Source organism: Horticoccus luteus, assembly GCF_019464535.1.
GTDB lineage: Bacteria > Verrucomicrobiota > Verrucomicrobiia > Opitutales > Opitutaceae > Horticoccus > Horticoccus luteus.
In genome coordinates, this window is record NZ_CP080507.1 from 2,946,579 (window position 1) to 2,962,074 (window position 15,496).

The following is a 15,496-nucleotide window of genomic DNA, read 5'->3' on the forward strand; positions in this document are numbered from 1 at the left end:
GCAGGCGAGTCCACGCCGCCGACGGCGCGACGCCAACAATAATTATCGCCCCAGTTCGAATGCCGTCTGAGAAAACAAAAACGCCCGCTCGCAGCGGGCGTTTGTTACTCTAAGGAAGGCGTTGCCGCGCGTCAGAATCCCTTGAAGTGCTTCGGCTCGTTCGGGTCCTGATAACGCGTCGTATACGTCTTGTTGCTCGCGGCGAGTTTCAGGAAGACGTCCAGCGGCACGATCTCCGTCGGGCCGTCGAGTTGCTTCGTGACTTCGATCAGGCTGTTCACGTCGTTCGACTCGCGCACGTGCACGAGCAAGAAATACGGCCGCTTCGTGTTCAGCGCGATCATCTCGTTCAAGTCCGCCGCCACCTCCTCGCGGGGCCGCTTCGGATTGATGTAGTATTCGTAGGAAATCATCGGCCGCGTGTCGCGCAGATCGCGCGTCCGCGCCGGACCGTAGCCGTTGATGAATCCGATCACATCCGGAAACGCTTTATAATATGCATCGACGGTCGCCTTCGTGAGATCCGCGTTGCCCAGGTTTCCATCGGCCGCCGAGTTGTCCATGATCTCCATCACATGCTCGTCGAGCTGCGCCATCAGTTTGCGCGCCTCGGCCATCAATCCCGGAAAGCGATCCGCCGGAATATGGTTCGGATACATGTAGCCCGGCCCCGAAAGACCGCCGATAAAGTAGTCGTTCGGCGTGGCGCTCTCGTGGAAATACTCCAGCGCCGCCGGCGAAAACTTCGTCCAGTTCATCGTCACCTGCCACGCAAACGGCAGTTTGCCGCGCCCCGGCTTCGTCCAGACGCCGATCCCGATCGAGTCGGACTGCACAAACGCGAGATAAACCTTCGGCTTTGCCGTGAGCTTCGCGTCGAGCGGCACGTTGTTGTTGTTCGTGAACTTGAAACCCGGCGTGAACGTGAACTGACAATTGAAACTCAGGTTCGGCAGGTTGTGCAGTCCTTCCATCTTCAACCCGTAACTCGAGAGCAACGTCGTGTGCTGCTCCTCGGTGTCTTTGCCATACGGATGCCAGCCAAACACCGTCGAGCCTGGCTTCAGTTCGGAGAGGATTTTGCGTTCCAGCGCGAGCTCCGCCGCATCCTTCGGATCCGCCGACAAATCCTCGAAAAACATCTTCTGCCGCACGCCCCAGTCCGCCATGCCCGGCATGCGAATGCCGCCCCGGTGTCCGCCCATCAACATCACGGCGTCCTTCGTGCATCGCGCCCAGTAATGATTATAAGCATCTTGATAGATCTGGGCGTCGGTCTGGCCTGCATAACGCCCGCGCAAGTCATCGATTTTCTTCAACCCGTGCTGCTCGGCGAGCGGGATCAACGCTTCGCTCACCACGACCGCATCCTCCAACCCCGCGATCGTAAACGCCACGTTCAGCGACGGCTCCACTTGCGTGTCCCAGACGACGTAGCCCTTCGCATAACGCGCGAACTGCGTGAGCGCGTCGTTGGCGTTGGCGATCGGCGTGAACTCCACGCCGTGCTTGCGCTCGTAAAACTCATACAGGGGCTCCGTGATCTCCCACTGATAATCCTTCGGGTGGATGATGTAGAGCCGCGGCGCCGTGCGATTCGCCAGCCCCTGCAGGCTGATCAACATCGCCTTCTCCGGCAGCCCTTCCTTCACCAGCCAGTTTCCATCGAAGTGCATCACCCACGCGTGGTGCGCCTCCGGCGTCTGCACCGCCGGCGCGGAGGACGTGTTTTCCGCCGCGCCAGCGTGGGACGCGCCCAGCGCCGCCACGGCCGCGATCAAAACAAAAGAGAGATATTTTTTCATGTTACTGCTTCGCCGCCTTCGCCGGCACTTTCTTGAATCGATAAACCAGCGGACGATTCCGCGTATTGTGCAGCTCGATCAGCACGAGATCCTGATCGCCCTCGACGAGCCGGTATTCCTGATAAAGACGCATCGTGCGGTCGCCCTGCGAAATCTCGATCGGCGCCACCGCTTCCACGCGCAACGTGCGCCCGTCGTCGAGCCACTTGGCCGTCACGTGCGTCTTCTCTCCGCGCCGCGGATAGACCGCCATGTGCCGCTGTTCCACGCGGAAGAAATCCTTCACGTCGGCCGGCGCCGCCGTGTCCACCACGTCGGTGGAGCTCTCCTGCGTCTTGCCCCAGGTCATGTCATGCTGGAGCGACACCTTCGAGCCGTCGACCGCGACGACGAGATCCCACGTCGTCCAGCCATCCAGCGCCGTGCTGCGCGGCACATCGAGCCGCCAACGGCCATTGAAGGCCGAATCGGCGGCGCCGAGGCGCCCCAGCACCAGCGCGCCAAAAACTAAAGCCAAGATTGCGCGTTTCATCCCGCCACCCAACTCCGCCGCTCGCGGAAAGACTAGGCGAAAGATGCTGAAAATTTCCTTCGCCCGCGGAACTTAGACCATTTCACCGACCACCGTGAATTCCTCGCGGTCGTGAAACAAATGCCGCACGCGCACCGCCTGGGCTCGCGCCAGCGGCGACTCCGCCGCCGCGAGTTCGCGCAGGAGGCCGATCGCGTCCACCCGCCCGAATTTAAGATTCACCACAAAGCGACGGCACCAGCCCCGCGCGAGCCACGGTCCCACGATATGTTGCAACACATGGTGCGGCTCCTCGACCAAATCGCAGAACAACCAGTCCACACCGCCCTCCGCCGGCGCGTAGCGAAACGCGTCCTCCCGCCGGTGTTCGATCTGCGGATGATCGAGCGCGCCGCCTTTCAGCGGACCATTGTCGACCGCGAGGACCCGCGCTCCGCGCTTCGCCGCGCTGTAACTCCAACCGCCCGGCGCCGCGCCCAAATCGACCACGAGCTCGCCCGCCTGCGGCTCGCGCCCGAGCACTCCATACGCTTCCTCGACTTTCAGATAGGAACGCGAGGGCGCCAGCGGATCGTCCGCCATCCGCCTCGCGCCGTGCACGAACGCGTCCCGCGACACCCACGCGCGGCCGAAATCCGTAAAGAAAACAAACAACCCCCGCACCGCGCCCGCGCCCCGCGGCAGCTCCGGCGTTGCCAGCTTCGCCACCCGCGACAAACGCTTTTTGAGCGCCTCGCCGCACGCGTTTTCCACCGCGCCGATGCGCCGTCCCAGCCCCACCATTTCCGCCGGCCCGAGCCACACGCTCGGCCACGTGCCTTCGATGCGTTCACCTTTGAGCCGCGTGAGAAAAAATTTCGCAATCTGCCCCGCCAGCGCGTTCACCGATTCCCCGCGAACCTCCACCGGTTCGCGCAACGTGAAATGCGCCATCGCCATCCGCTCGACCCCTCGCTCGTCGAGCGCCGTTTCCAACCGCACCCAGCCCGCCCCGCTCTCGGCCACCGTCGCGCCATGCAGCTCCGTCAACTCGCGCGCGAGCAACGCTTCGAAACCAGCCTGGCAGGTGAGCAACATCGCGCCGAACGTGCCCGTCCTCGTTTGCGCCGCGAGCCGAATCGTTCGCGGCGCTCATGCGCACCGGCCACCATGGTTTCCCCAACAGCGTGCGCGCGAGCCCGGCGTGACTCGCGCCCTTCGCTGCAACACGCACCCGGTGATCTCGATCAGCTCACAACCGCTGCAGATGAAACCCGCCGTCGATGTCGAACACCGCGCCCGTCGAAAACGGGAACCGGTCCTCCGCGATCGCGCGCACCGCGCGACCCACATCCTCCGGCTTCCCCCACCGCCGGATCGGCGTGATCCCGCGCTCGTCGTGCAAAATCAGCTTGTCGTATTTTTCCTTCACCCCGCCGGTCATGTCCGTCGCGATCACGCCCGGCCGCAGCTCGTAAACATTGATCCCATCGTTCGCGAGGCGCTCGGCGAAGAGCTTCGTCATCATCGCCAGCCCCGCCTTCACCATGCAGTAATCGCCGCGGTTGATCGACGCCGTATAAACCGAGATCGATGTGATGTTCACGATCCGCCCGCGAAACCCCTCCGCGTCCGGCTCCTGTTGCAACATCTGCTTCGCCGCGAGCTGCGTCAGGAAATACGGTCCCTTCAGGTTGATCGCATACAAGCGGTCGAAACTCTCCTCGCCCGCCTCGAGCAAATCCGCCCGCACGTTCGGCGCCACGCCCGCGTTGTTCACCAAAAGATCGAGCCGCCCGAATTTCTCGACGACCTCGGCGATCACCCGCGCGCGATCCTCCGCCGAAGCCACATCGCCCTGCACGGTGAACCCATCCCCGCCCGCCGCCTTCACCAACGCCAACGCCTCTCCGGCGGCCTGCGCGTTGCCCGCATAATTGATGGCCACGCGGCAACCCGCGCGGGCCAGTTCGATCGCGATGCCGCGGCCGATCCCGCGCGAGGCACCCGTGACGAGAGCTGTTTTCGAAGCCATGCGCGCGAGCAAGCATGACCTCCCACCGCCCCGCCAGACAATTTGCCGCCATCCGCGAACCAACGTCCCGATGCTGGGTCCATCGCCTCATAACTCTTTGTTCACGATGAAAAAATTCACTCTCCTTCTCACGGCTGTCAGCAGCCTGCTCGTTCTCGGTTGTTCCAAAAAGAACGACGGCTACACCACCACCACGACCAATAACACCATGTCAGACACGACCGCCGCGGCCGACCATGACATGCGCACGGCCGGTGACAAAGTCGCTGACGCCAGCCGCGACGCCGCCGATAAAGTCGGCGATGCCGCGCACAAGGCGGGCGACGCCATTCAGGACAAGCTGCAAGACTGGCACCTGACGGGCGACGACATCAAAGCCGACCTCCGCAAGTCGGGTGAAGTCGTGCGTTCCAAGTCCAGTGCCGCCGCCGCCAGCACGTCCTCCGCCTTCGACACCGCCCGCATCACCTCCACGATCAACGCCAAATACGCCACCGACTCCGGCCTCTCGATGTGGAAAATCGACGTCGATACCAACAAGGACGTCGTCACCCTCACCGGCAGCGTCGATTCACCCGAGCAAATCGGTCGCGCCATCGCGATCGCCTTGAACACCGATGGCGTTCGCCAAGTCGTTTCGAAGCTCGTCGTGAAGAACAACGGTTGAGCTTCCGGCGGGTTTCAGCCCTCATTCCAGCATGGGCAAACTCTTCTTCTTTCTCATCGGACTTGTGGTCGGCGGCTACGCCGTCCACGTCTACGAACGCAGCGAGTCCGCTCCCGGTCGATCAAGCCCGGGAACCGGCGCCAGCCTCGGTGACAAAACCCGCGAGACGGCGGGGCGCGCCGCGAGCGAATCTCGCGACGCCGCCGCCAACGCGCGGGACACCCTTTCTGAAAAGCTTCACGACTGGCATCTCACCGGCGACGACATCAAAGCCGACCTCGCCAAAACCGGCGAAATCGTTCGCTCCAAAGCCGCGGTCGTCGGCGAACGCATGACCGATGCGCGCATCGTCACCGTGATCAAAGCGAAATACATGCTCGATCGCGAACTTTCCGCCTTCGACATCAACATCGATTGCCGCGATGGGCACGTTTCCCTGCGCGGCTCCGTCGCCTCCCCCGACCTCGCCGGCAAAGCCGTGGCGCTCGCCCTCGACACCGACGGCGTCACCAACGTGAAAGCCGACCTCTCGCCGCGCGCGAAGTAAACGTCGGGTCTCGCGTGCGGCTCTCGGCGCCCGCCGAGAGCCGTTCAAACGTTCCCGGTTCCGCCCGCCCTCATCCCCCGCGGCGGTGCCTCAGCAACTCCCGCGGGGCCACGCCATGCACGGCCTTGAAGCAGCGCGAAAAGTGATACGCATCGGCGAACCCCACGCGCGCCGCCGCCTCCTTCACCAAGCCGCCGTTCTCCACGAGTTGCTCGGCCGCGAGCGTCATCTTCCGGCGTAGCAGATATTGATACGGACTGCCGCCGTGATGCCGGCGAAACAACCGGCAGACGCTCGACCCGTCCAAGCCCGCGATCCCGGCGATTTCTTCCAACGTCGAGAGTGTCGCCGCGTTTTCGTCGATCAACATCTTGCAGCGGAGAAAACGTTCCCGCGCCGGATCACCGCCCCGCGCCTGCACGTCCATTTGCTCCTCCAACTTCAGCAGCAACACCTCCAGCCGCGCACTCGCAAGCTCCCGGGCCACCGGTGTCGCCCGCTGCGCGTCGTGAATCAGCTCCTCAAACAAATCGCGCATTTCCGCATGCGCGGCCAATCGTCGCACCCCGCCCGGCGCCACGCCCGCCCGCGCCAGCCGCGCCGCGCTTCCCTGGCCCGCGAGGCAAACGAAATACTTCACCATGGGCGCGGCGGCGTCCGTCGCGATGCCGCACCGCGTCTTTAATCCGTAGGCAAACACCGTGCCCGCCGCGATCTCGTGCGTCGCGCCGTCCAGCGTGACGCTGCCCCGCCCCTCCGCCACGTATTCCAAGCCATGGTAACCGTAGCTCGCTCGTTCGATCCGGTAATCTGAATTGCACCGCTCTCGCCCGCCCAGCGCGGGCCGGCAGCCCACTCCCCGGCCGGGCGCGAGCTGGAGAAAAAAATAACGCGCCCCGCTCACCTGTTCCGACAGCAGTTCTCGGCGCCGGCGGGCGCCAATTTTATCCAGCTTTTTTCGCAAAGTATCCATTCCGCTCCGGTTTGCTCACGGGCATACTCGTTCCTTCACCGCTGCTGCCAGCCAATTTTATCTAGCAACGACCTTCCCCGCCATGCCCAAGCTCCCCGCCAAAACCGTCTTGCTCGTCGCCAATGGCGACTTGCGCGCCTCCGCCAACGAAGCCTGCTGGGCCGCCCAGCACGCCATGGAACAGCAGCTCGCCGCCGCCTTGAAGAAACTCGGCTACAAGCTCGTCCGCGCGCACCCCTACAAGCCCGCTGCCAAACACGGCTTCATCGGCTCCCAAAAAGAAGGCATGGCCGTTTTCGCCGGCCTCAACCCCGACGCCCCGCTCATCGTCGCCGAAGCCGTCTGGCAATATTCGCACCACGTGTTGCACGGCCTCATCTCGCATCGCGGACCCATCCTCACCGTCGCCAATTGGAGCGGCACGTGGCCGGGCCTCGTCGGCATGCTCAACCTCAACGGCTCGCTCACGAAGGCCGGCGTCAAATATTCCACGCTGTGGAGCGCGGATTTCACCGACGAATTTTTCACCGCCGGTCTGCAAACCTGGCTCAAGACCGGTTCGCTCAAGCACAAGACCACGCACGTCCGCCCCCTCGCCCGCACCGCCGTGCCGCCCAAGGCCCGCACCGTCGCGAAAAAAATCGCCGACGACCTCCGCCGCCGGAAGTCCATCATGGGCATTTTCGACGAAGGCTGCATGGGCATGTATAACGCCATCGTGCCCGATGAACTCTTGTTTCCCTGCGGCGTTTACAAGGAGCGTCTCTCGCAATCGGCCCTCTACTACGCCACCACGCAGGTCACCGATGCCGAAGCCCGCGGCGTGTTCGACTGGCTCAAGGCCCGCGGGATGAAATTCCACTTCGGCACCAACCCCGCCACGGATCTCACCGAGGCGCAGGTGCTCGCGCAGTGCAAAATCTACATCGCCGCCCTGCGCATCGCCGACGAATTCGGCTGTGAGACCATCGGCATCCAATATCAGCAGGGCCTCAAGGATCTGCTGCCCGCCTCCGATCTCGCCGAAGGCATCTTGAACAACGCCGATCGCCCGCCCGTCGCCAACGCGCAAGGCGAGATCATCCGCGACGGCGCGCCGCTCACGCATTTCAACGAGGTCGACGAATGCGCCGGGCTCGACGGCCTGCTCACCCAGCGCGTCCATCAAGCCCTCGGCCAGCCCGTCGAAAATACCCTGCACGATCTCCGCTGGGGCGATTACGACGCGTCCGGCACCACCAAGGAATACGTGTGGGTGTTTCTCATTTCGGGCAGCGCGCCGCCCGCGCATCACATCAACGGTTACGCCGGCACTGATTCCCTGCGCCAGCCACCGATGTATTTCCGTCTCGGCGGTGGCACCGTGCGCGGCATCGCCAAGCCCGGCGAAATCGTCTGGAGCCGCGTGTTCGTCGAAGGCGGCAAACTGAAAATGGACCTCGGCCGCGCGAAGGTCATCGCGTTGCCTCAGGAGGAAACCGAGCGCCGCTGGCAGGAAACCACCGTGCAATGGCCGATCATGCACGCGGTCACTTACGGCGTCTCTCGCGACCAGATGATGGCCCGCCACAAAGCCAACCACATCCACGTCGCCTACGCGAAATCGGCAAAAGACGCCGACCTCGCGCTCTACACCAAAGCTGCCCTCGCCGCCGACCTCGGCCTCGAAGTCAGCCTCTGCGGCACCAAAGCCGACGGCGGAAAGTTTTAACTCTCGCGGCACGAGCGTCGCCTCCGCGCGCCGCTCGTAAAACGCTCCGCGAAGTGCGGTCAACAGGTGGGCCGTGCGCTCCGTCGCGCGGCTCACACGCCGCGCGTGCGTGCACCGCGTCCTCGATTCCTCCGAATTTCGCGCAGATTCGCGTCATTCGCGGGAGGCATCCAGCGCGGCGCTCCGCGCAAAAGGGTCAGTGCGTGCCGTCCGCCTTCTTCCCCTCCGTCGACTTATCCGTTGACGGTTCGCTTTTGTCGTCCCGCGCGCGGCCCTTCCGCGACGACAACGTTTGCGCGCCCACGTCGAAGTCGACGAGCCCGCGCAATTCTTTCCGGAATTCGTCGTCGTAGTAGCGTTTCATCGCCTCGTTTTCCTGGGTCACCTCCCAATCGAATCGTCCCAGGATCGGCACGCGCCCCTTGATCCATCGGTCCCACGCCTGCCCGAACGTGAATCGATTGAGCACTCCGCGCGAAAACCCGCCGGGCGCGCCCATGTATTTGTCCATCGCGTGCGCCTCCAGCCCCCGCGGCGAACGCACATCGCGGTCACTCGGCGGCTTCTCTTCGCGGACCACATAGCGCGGCAACCGCACGATGCCGTTCGCCGGCTGATCACCGGGCACCTCCGCCTCGGCCTCAGCCTGCCCGGGCGCTTTAGGTGCGGCGTGCGCCGCCGCTTCCGGAGCAAATTTCGGCATCTTCTCCGCGAGCGCCGCGGCCAGATGAGGCGACACCGCCCGCGGGTGTTTGACTCCCGTCGCATCGCTCGGCGCCGACGCCGCCTTCTCGTTCACTGCGCTCTCTCGCCGCGCGTCCGGCCCCGCGAACGCCACCGCACCGGTCAATGCCAGCCAGGGGAAGAAGCGCACCCAACGTTGAGTCACCGCGTGCACAGGAAAAAGCGTAGCCGCTTGCGACGGACCTGCCACCGTTTTGTTCCAGCCACCTCGGTCGCGACAGCGCAGGCAGCATTTGATTCTTCCACCAAACCCCATTCTCCTCCGCGCTCGTTTCCCATGAGTTCATCGCTCCCTCCGCTTCCCGCCGAACCCCGGCCCGGCCGCTATCGCCACTACAAAGGCCGCGACTACCGCGTCCTCGGCCTCGCGCGGCACTCGGAAACGCTTGAACCGCTCGTCGTCTATCAAGCCCTCTACGGCGAGCGCGGCCTCTGGGTGCGCCCCGCGGCCATGTTCTCCGAAACCATCACCCACGCCGGCGCCGCCGTGCCCCGCTTCACCTTCGTCGCCGACGATCCTTTGTAACCTGGGGCGCTACTCTTCCCCATGCGCGTCCTCCTCGCTTTCGACAAATTCAAAGACTCCCTCACCGCGCCCGCCGCGTGTGCGATCGCGGCGGACTGTTTGCGCACGCGGCAGCCCACTTGGGAGCTCGACCTTTGTCCTCTCGCCGATGGTGGCGAAGGTTTCGCGGAAATCCTCACGCGCGCCGCGGACGGGCAACTCATTGTCCGCACCGTCACGGGACCTCGCGGCGCACCGACGACGGCACATTTCGGCCTCGTGCCGCTCAACCACATTCCCGCCGCAGCCCGCACCTTGCTCGACCTTCCGGCCGCCCCGGCCGATGCGCGAATCGCGATCATCGAAATGGCGTCCGCCAGCGGACTCGCGCTCCTCTCCACCGACGCCCGCGATCCGTGGCACGCTTCAGCGCAGGGCACCGGCCAGCTCATCCGCGCCGCCGCCGATCTCGGCGCCGCCGCGATTCTGCTCGGCGTCGGTGGCAGCGCGACCAACGACCTTGGCCTCACCGCGCTCGCGGAACTCGGTTTCTCCTTTCACGACGGCGCCGGCGTTCCGATTCATCCTCCGCTCCCCGCGACGTGGCCGCGCATCGCCGCCATCCGCGGCTCCGCTCTTCCTCTGCCCCCGATCCGCATCGCGTGCGATGTCACTAATCCGCTGCTCGGCCCGCGGGGCGCGGCCGCGGTTTACGGCCCGCAAAAAGGTCTGCGCGCCACCGACCACGCCCGCCTTGAAGCCGAAAGCGCTCGCCTCGCGCATCTGCTGTGCGCTCACACGCGCCAATCCATTTCCTTGCTCGACGTTTCCGGTGCCGGAGCTGCCGGTGGGATCGCATTCGGCTTGATGGCGGCAACCGGCGCCCGACTCCTCCCCGGCTTCGATCTCGTAAGCTCCTGGCTGGATTTGGAAAAACGCCTCGCCGCCGCGGATATCGTGATCACCGGCGAAGGCCGATTCGACGCCAGTTCGCTCGAAGGCAAAGGCCCCGGCGCCATCGCCGCACGCGCCCTCGCGCTCACGAAGCCCGTCCTCGTCTTCGCCGGCGCGGTCCTCGCCGCCTCGCGCCCGGGCCTTTCGCTGCACGCGATCACGCCGCCCGGCACCCCGTTACCCGAAGCGTTGCGCACCGCGCCGCAGAACCTCGCCGCCAGCGTGCAACGCGCCTTCAGTTGACCCGCGCTCGCGACTTTGCCGGTGGCCGTGCGCTCCGCCGCGCGGCGGCGTTAACTACGACGTTCAATCAGCCGCGCGCGGAGCGCCCGGCCCACCACCTCAGGCCCGCGGACCAACCGGCGCGTCTCGCGCATCCGCCCCTCGCGCCGTCATTCTCCCGCCCCGAGAAAATCGACATCCAGCGGCGCGAAAACCCGCTTTCCGCTGCGCGCGATCAACCACACGCCGCTCTCCACCGGCACGATTGACTTCACTTCGTCGAAGCCCCGCGGCACCGCCGCCATCGCGAGGATATGCGCCACGCGCAGCGGCTGCTTCGGATCGAGTTGCACCGTCGTCGGCACGCCCGCGCGATTCAGCGCGTTGGGTTTCGCTGACGCCGCCAGACCGTAGTGAAAATACGCCGTCACCTCCTCGACCCCGAGCACGTTGCGATGCCGCCCGCTCCACGGTGCGTAGTAGCGCCCGCCGTTCGAGTGCCAGAGCACGGTGTGCCGCAGCACCGTCGGGTCCTTGAGTGCGAAAAAGACATAGCCTTCGCCCGGAAACGTCACCGCACTCCAGCCCAGGCCGCGCGGCTTCGCCGGCCCCACCAACATCACCAAATCCTCGTAGCCCCGCCGCGCCGGATAACGCGACAAATCCGCCACCTCGCCATCCGCGCGCGGCACGCGCTGCAGCGAGCGGAAGCGTGCGTTGACCTTCAATGAGGCGTAGCCGCCCGACTCGGGCTGTTCGAACAATCCCGGCGGCGTCACCCCAAACGCAAATGCGCTGGTCGAAACCCGCGCCACGCCCGGCTCATCCGGAAACTGAAGACATGGATGCGTGCCGATCGCCATCGGCCCGCGCATGCCGCTGAGGATATTTTCACAATACACCGCCGAGTGGCCCTCGCGCACCGTGATGTATTTATCCACACGTCCCGCCCGCACCGTCAGGTCCATCCGCGTATGCAACCGGGCGACCTCGCCGCGCGCCTCGCCGTCCACGAGCTTCCACACGTCATTCGCCGGCTCGCCGTGCGGCGGGAATTTTTCGCCCCGCCACGGCGTTTCGTTGCCGCCAAACGGCGCGCAGAAAAAATCGCCGCGCAACACGCGCAACATCTGCGGCGTGTCCGCCGCCACCTTTTCCTCGGCCCAGGGGGCGATGGCGAAGGGCTGCACCGCCTTCCCGTTGCCCAGTTGAAAAGTGACGGGCGCCAGTTGACCGCCCCGCTCGGTGAGCCACGCATCCACGGTCCCGTTTTGTAAACGCCAGCAACGCTGGCCCAAGTGCCGCTCGAGTTTCATGCGCCCGCTTTGCCACGTTGCGCGGCGAAAAGCGAACCTCGCTTGCGCCCGCCCGCCCAATCTCTTTGGTGACGACGGATGTTTGAACCTCACGACGACCCAGCGAGGCACCGCGCGAACGTGCGCCGCGCGAAGCGATTCCTGCGCTTCATGCCGCGGCGCGCCGTGTTCCATCGCTATCCGTTCGTGGGCCGCTTCGCCGCCGCCGCTCGCCGCCGCGCTTATTTGTGGTCGTTCAAATCCGCCCACGTCCGCCCCGCCCTCTACGCCGGCTCCGTGCTCTCGCTGCTGCCCGTGATGGGCGTGCAACTCCCGCTCGCCCTCCTCTTGTCGCTGCTCCTGCGCAGCAATTTCATGATTCTGGGCGGACTGCAGTTCATCACCAATCCCTTCACCGCCGCCCCGATCTACTACGCCACGCATCAACTGGGCGCGGCCATCATCCACTCGACCGGCATCGGCCGCAGCCCCGACGAACACGCGATCTCCGCGCCCATCAGCGATGGCGCCGTCGAGGCGCCGCCGCGCGACGAACTGAGCGCGGACTCCGCCTCCGTCCGCCACCCCTCGCCTCATCCCCATCCTTGGCGACATCGCATCGGCACCGCGTTCAACGCCCTCGTGCTCGGCGGCACGTTGAGCGGCCTGGCTCTTGGGCTCGTGCTCGACCTGGCCTGGCGGCTCGGCGCCGCGAGCCATGCCCGCCACAAAATCCACCGGCCGCCCCGTTCCCGCTCGACGCGTTCCAATGCGCCACCACAGTGACCGCGCCCATGGTTGGTTTTTCGCGCTCCCTCTTTCTCGAGCCGCTGCTCACTTGCTTCGTTCTCGCCCTCGGACTTTTCGGTTGCAGCGCGAACCCCGCGCCTACCCGCCCCGCCGCCGTCCGGCCCGTCGCGTTTAACCCGCCCTCGATTGCCAACGCCCCGGCGACGCGCACCCCCGCACCCTTTCCCGTCATGCTCGGCATCGACGTGCTCGAGGAGCGCGGCTTCGACCTCGTCAAAGGCAAACGCATCGGCCTCCTCACGCATCCCGCCGGCGTCAACCGCCGCGGCGTGAGCACGATCGACGTCCTGCGCCACGCGCCCGGCGTGAAACTCGTCGCACTCTACGGCCCCGAACATGGCGTCTATGGCGATGCCCCGGCGGAAAAACCCATTGCCAACACCATCGACAAGCGCACCGGCCTCCCCGTGTTTTCGCTTTACGGCAAATACCGCATGCCGACCAAAGCGATGCTCAAAGGCCTCGATGCGATGGTCATCGACCTGCAGGACATCGGCACCCGCAGCTACACGTTTTCCAGCTGCATGCTCTACACGATGGCCGCGTGTTTCGAAAACAACGTCGAAGTCATCGTGCTCGACCGGCCCAATCCTCTCGGCGGCCTGAAGGCCGACGGTCCTCCGCTCGACCCGCAGTGGAAGAGCTACGTCGGCGCGTTTCGCGTTCCCTACGTGCACGGCCTCACGATCGGCGAACTCGCGCGCATGGCCAAGGAAGCGCCCGGCGTGATGGACATCCCCAAAGTGATGAACATCCCCGACGCCGTCCGCGCCCGCGGTAAACTCACCGTCGTGCCGATGCGCGGCTGGACGCGCCGCATGCGCTGGCCCGAGACCGGCCTCAAATGGGTGCCCACCTCGCCCATGATCCAGGACTTCGGCGCCTGTGTCGGCTACGCGATGGTCGGCCTCGGCACGTATTTTGATCCCGCGTCGAAGTTCGACATCGGCTTCCGCCACGGCGTCGGCGATTATTACGCGTTTCTCGGCCTCTCGCACAAATCGGTCAAGACCGACGACCTGGAACGGGAATTGCGCGCGCTCAAGATCCCCGGCCTCGCGTTCCAACGCGTCAGCGTCACCGGCCGCACTGGCAAGCCCGCGACCGGCGTTTATGTGATCGTCAATGATTGGGACGACTGGAATCCCACCGAGCTCAGCTTCTACCTCATGCGCCTCGCCTGTAAGCTCGATGCCCGCAACCCGTTTCGCACCGGCGATCCCAGCGGCTTCCTGCGTCACATGGGCTCGACGGAGTTTTTCAACGCCCTCCGTCGCGACGGTGCGCAGATCAATCTCAACGCCTGGTTGGCCGACTGGCGCGCCAAATCCAAAATCTACCAGGAGCAGAGCAAGCGCTACTGGTTGTATCGCTGAAGCCGCGGTCGTCCCCCTCGCCAAGTCGCGTCCGGCCTGCGTCGATTGGTGAAACTCATCTCCCTCGCCGCGCGCGAATCACGAATCGTTGGGCGCGTCGCTGCCCACCCGCCGCTCGGCGGTCGCGCGCGTATTTCCTCAACGGCTGCCATGATTGTCTGCCGCCGACTTTTCCGCCGCTTTCCGCTTGCCGCTCCGCCCGGCGGAGAAACACTCGGCTGCACTCGCGGCGTCACGCCGGACCCTTTCCCCCTACAATCCCGTCATGCCTAGACCCGTCACGCTCTTCACCGGCCAATGGGCCGATCTTCCGCTCACCGAACTCGCTCCGCTCGTCAAAAAAATGGGCTACGACGGCGTCGAACTCGCCTGTTGGGGCGACCACTTCGACCCCGATCAAGCCGCCGCGTCGAAAAAATATTGCGCGGAAAAATGGGCGCTCCTCGCCGATCACGGCCTCACGTGTTTCGCCGTTTCCAGCCATCTCGTCGGCCAGGCCGTCTGCGACCTGATCGACGAACGCCACCAGGCAATCCTGCCGCCGGACGTCTGGGGCGACGGCAATCCGGAGGGAGTGCGCAAACGCGCCGCCAAGAAACTCGCGCTCACCGCCAAAGCCGCCCGCGCGTTCTTCAACGCGAAGCCCGGCCGCGGCGCCACGGATGATTTTCCCGCCGTCGTCAACGGCTTCACCGGCTCCAGCATCTGGCATTCCCTCTACGCGTTTCCGCCCACCTCGCAGGCGTTTTGGGACGCCGGTTACGCCGACTTCGCGAAACGCTTCGGCCCGATCCTCGAGGCCTTCGACAAGGTCAACGTCAACTTCGCCCTCGAAGTTCACCCGACCGAAATCGCGTTCGATATCGCCAGTGCCCAGCGCGCCGTCGCCGCCGTGAAAGGTCACCGCCGTTTCGGGTTCAATTACGACCCGTCCCATCTCGGCTACCAAGGCGTCGACTACGTGAAGTTCATCCGCACCTTCGGCGACCGGCTTTACCACGCCCACATGAAAGACGTGTGGTGGGGCCATGGCGACGGCACCGTCGGCGTTTTCGGCGGCCATGTGAGTTTCGGCGACGCGCGGCGCGCGTGGGATTTCCGTTCGCTCGGCCACGGCGATATCAATTTCGAAGAAATCATCGTCGCCCTCAACGACGTCGGCTACCGCGGACCGCTCTCCGTCGAGTGGGAGGACATCCGCATGGATCGCGTGCACGGCGGCACCGAAGCGGCCGCGTTCGTCCGCAAAATCGATTTCCCGCCCAGCGCCGTCGCCTTCGACGCCGCCTTCGACAAAAAGGGCTGATCAACCTTTTGCCACGGAGACGCTGAGGTCCGGAG

The 15,496-nt window shown here is 65.1% G+C and carries 15 protein-coding genes; 8 read left to right on the plus strand and 7 right to left on the minus strand.

Annotation, left to right across the window (positions count from 1 at the left end; translation table 11 throughout):
* Positions 1-131: 131 nt before the first annotated feature.
* The 4 genes from K0B96_RS12090 to K0B96_RS12105 form a co-directional block, all read right to left on the minus strand.
* Positions 132-1,805: a GxGYxYP domain-containing protein gene (locus K0B96_RS12090; protein ID WP_220161151.1), complete on the minus strand. Its 1,674-nt coding sequence runs from the start codon at positions 1,803-1,805 to the stop codon at positions 132-134.
* A 1-nt stretch (position 1,806) separates the two neighbouring features.
* Complete coding sequence (locus K0B96_RS12095) at positions 1,807-2,322, minus strand: hypothetical protein (protein WP_255558646.1); 516 nt, start codon at positions 2,320-2,322, stop codon at positions 1,807-1,809.
* Positions 2,323-2,409: 87 nt separating this feature from the next.
* On the minus strand, positions 2,410-3,414 hold the full coding sequence (locus K0B96_RS12100; protein ID WP_220161153.1) for an SAM-dependent methyltransferase: 1,005 nt from the start codon (positions 3,412-3,414) through the stop codon (positions 2,410-2,412).
* A 154-nt stretch (positions 3,415-3,568) separates the two neighbouring features.
* A complete protein-coding gene (locus K0B96_RS12105) occupies positions 3,569-4,351 on the minus strand; it encodes a 3-ketoacyl-ACP reductase (RefSeq protein ID WP_220161154.1) in 783 nt (260 codons plus the stop codon).
* A gap of 106 nt (positions 4,352-4,457) precedes the next feature.
* On the opposite strand from K0B96_RS12105, the gene K0B96_RS12110 reads away from it, so the two are divergent.
* Both K0B96_RS12110 and K0B96_RS12115 read left to right on the plus strand, forming a co-directional pair.
* Positions 4,458-5,018, plus strand: a complete 561-nt coding sequence (locus K0B96_RS12110; protein WP_220161155.1) for a BON domain-containing protein — start codon at positions 4,458-4,460, stop codon at positions 5,016-5,018.
* A gap of 31 nt (positions 5,019-5,049) precedes the next feature.
* Positions 5,050-5,565: a BON domain-containing protein gene (locus K0B96_RS12115; RefSeq protein WP_220161156.1), complete on the plus strand. Its 516-nt coding sequence runs from the start codon at positions 5,050-5,052 to the stop codon at positions 5,563-5,565.
* Positions 5,566-5,635: 70 nt separating this feature from the next.
* On the opposite strand, the gene K0B96_RS12120 is transcribed toward K0B96_RS12115, so the two are convergent.
* Positions 5,636-6,538, minus strand: coding sequence for a helix-turn-helix domain-containing protein (locus tag K0B96_RS12120; protein ID WP_220161157.1), 903 nt, complete (start codon positions 6,536-6,538; stop codon positions 5,636-5,638).
* 82 nt (positions 6,539-6,620) lie between these two features.
* On the opposite strand from K0B96_RS12120, the gene K0B96_RS12125 reads away from it, so the two are divergent.
* Positions 6,621-8,249 carry a fucose isomerase gene (locus tag K0B96_RS12125; protein ID WP_220161158.1) on the plus strand — a complete coding sequence of 543 codons (1,629 nt, stop codon included), beginning with the start codon at positions 6,621-6,623 and terminating at the stop codon, positions 8,247-8,249.
* Positions 8,250-8,445: 196 nt separating this feature from the next.
* Here K0B96_RS12125 and K0B96_RS12130 read toward each other — a convergent pair whose 3' ends face one another.
* A complete protein-coding gene (locus tag K0B96_RS12130) occupies positions 8,446-9,138 on the minus strand; it encodes a hypothetical protein (RefSeq protein ID WP_220161159.1) in 693 nt (230 codons plus the stop codon).
* A gap of 132 nt (positions 9,139-9,270) precedes the next feature.
* On the opposite strand from K0B96_RS12130, the gene K0B96_RS12135 reads away from it, so the two are divergent.
* Positions 9,271-9,519, plus strand: a complete 249-nt coding sequence (locus K0B96_RS12135; RefSeq protein ID WP_220161160.1) for a DUF1653 domain-containing protein — start codon at positions 9,271-9,273, stop codon at positions 9,517-9,519.
* A gap of 21 nt (positions 9,520-9,540) precedes the next feature.
* Positions 9,541-10,695: a glycerate kinase gene (locus K0B96_RS12140; RefSeq protein WP_220161161.1), complete on the plus strand. Its 1,155-nt coding sequence runs from the start codon at positions 9,541-9,543 to the stop codon at positions 10,693-10,695.
* A 149-nt stretch (positions 10,696-10,844) separates the two neighbouring features.
* Here K0B96_RS12140 and K0B96_RS12145 read toward each other — a convergent pair whose 3' ends face one another.
* Positions 10,845-11,990 carry a hypothetical protein gene (locus tag K0B96_RS12145; RefSeq protein ID WP_220161162.1) on the minus strand — a complete coding sequence of 382 codons (1,146 nt, stop codon included), beginning with the start codon at positions 11,988-11,990 and terminating at the stop codon, positions 10,845-10,847.
* 150 nt (positions 11,991-12,140) lie between these two features.
* Between K0B96_RS12145 and K0B96_RS12150 the strand changes: the two genes are divergently transcribed.
* The 3 genes from K0B96_RS12150 (at position 12,141) to K0B96_RS12160 (ending at position 15,461) form a co-directional block, all read left to right on the plus strand.
* The gene (locus K0B96_RS12150; RefSeq protein WP_220161163.1) at positions 12,141-12,755 is read left to right on the plus strand and encodes a DUF2062 domain-containing protein; all 615 of its coding nucleotides are present in this window, start codon (positions 12,141-12,143) and stop codon (positions 12,753-12,755) included.
* Positions 12,756-12,763: 8 nt separating this feature from the next.
* The gene (locus tag K0B96_RS12155) at positions 12,764-14,155 is read left to right on the plus strand and encodes a DUF1343 domain-containing protein (protein ID WP_220161164.1); all 1,392 of its coding nucleotides are present in this window, start codon (positions 12,764-12,766) and stop codon (positions 14,153-14,155) included.
* A gap of 265 nt (positions 14,156-14,420) precedes the next feature.
* Positions 14,421-15,461, plus strand: a complete 1,041-nt coding sequence (locus K0B96_RS12160; RefSeq protein WP_220161165.1) for a sugar phosphate isomerase/epimerase family protein — start codon at positions 14,421-14,423, stop codon at positions 15,459-15,461.
* The last annotated feature ends 35 nt before the right edge of the window (positions 15,462-15,496 follow it).

Excerpts from the sequence above, each read along its gene's own strand:
- K0B96_RS12090 (WP_220161151.1), bottom strand. The coding sequence starts at position 1,805 with ATGAAAAAATATCTCTCTTTTGTTTTGATCGCGGCCGTGGCGGCGCTG.
- K0B96_RS12100 (WP_220161153.1), bottom strand. The coding sequence starts at position 3,414 with ATGTTGCTCACCTGCCAGGCTGGTTTCGAAGCGTTGCTCGCGCGCGAG.
- K0B96_RS12105 (WP_220161154.1), bottom strand. The coding sequence starts at position 4,351 with ATGGCTTCGAAAACAGCTCTCGTCACGGGTGCCTCGCGCGGGATCGGC.
- K0B96_RS12110 (WP_220161155.1), top strand. The coding sequence starts at position 4,458 with ATGAAAAAATTCACTCTCCTTCTCACGGCTGTCAGCAGCCTGCTCGTT.
- K0B96_RS12115 (WP_220161156.1), top strand. The coding sequence starts at position 5,050 with ATGGGCAAACTCTTCTTCTTTCTCATCGGACTTGTGGTCGGCGGCTAC.
- K0B96_RS12120 (WP_220161157.1), bottom strand. The coding sequence starts at position 6,538 with ATGGATACTTTGCGAAAAAAGCTGGATAAAATTGGCGCCCGCCGGCGC.
- K0B96_RS12125 (WP_220161158.1), top strand. The coding sequence starts at position 6,621 with ATGCCCAAGCTCCCCGCCAAAACCGTCTTGCTCGTCGCCAATGGCGAC.
- K0B96_RS12135 (WP_220161160.1), top strand. The coding sequence starts at position 9,271 with ATGAGTTCATCGCTCCCTCCGCTTCCCGCCGAACCCCGGCCCGGCCGC.
- K0B96_RS12140 (WP_220161161.1), top strand. The coding sequence starts at position 9,541 with ATGCGCGTCCTCCTCGCTTTCGACAAATTCAAAGACTCCCTCACCGCG.
- K0B96_RS12145 (WP_220161162.1), bottom strand. The coding sequence starts at position 11,990 with ATGAAACTCGAGCGGCACTTGGGCCAGCGTTGCTGGCGTTTACAAAAC.
- K0B96_RS12150 (WP_220161163.1), top strand. The coding sequence starts at position 12,141 with ATGCCGCGGCGCGCCGTGTTCCATCGCTATCCGTTCGTGGGCCGCTTC.
- K0B96_RS12155 (WP_220161164.1), top strand. The coding sequence starts at position 12,764 with ATGGTTGGTTTTTCGCGCTCCCTCTTTCTCGAGCCGCTGCTCACTTGC.
- K0B96_RS12160 (WP_220161165.1), top strand. The coding sequence starts at position 14,421 with ATGCCTAGACCCGTCACGCTCTTCACCGGCCAATGGGCCGATCTTCCG.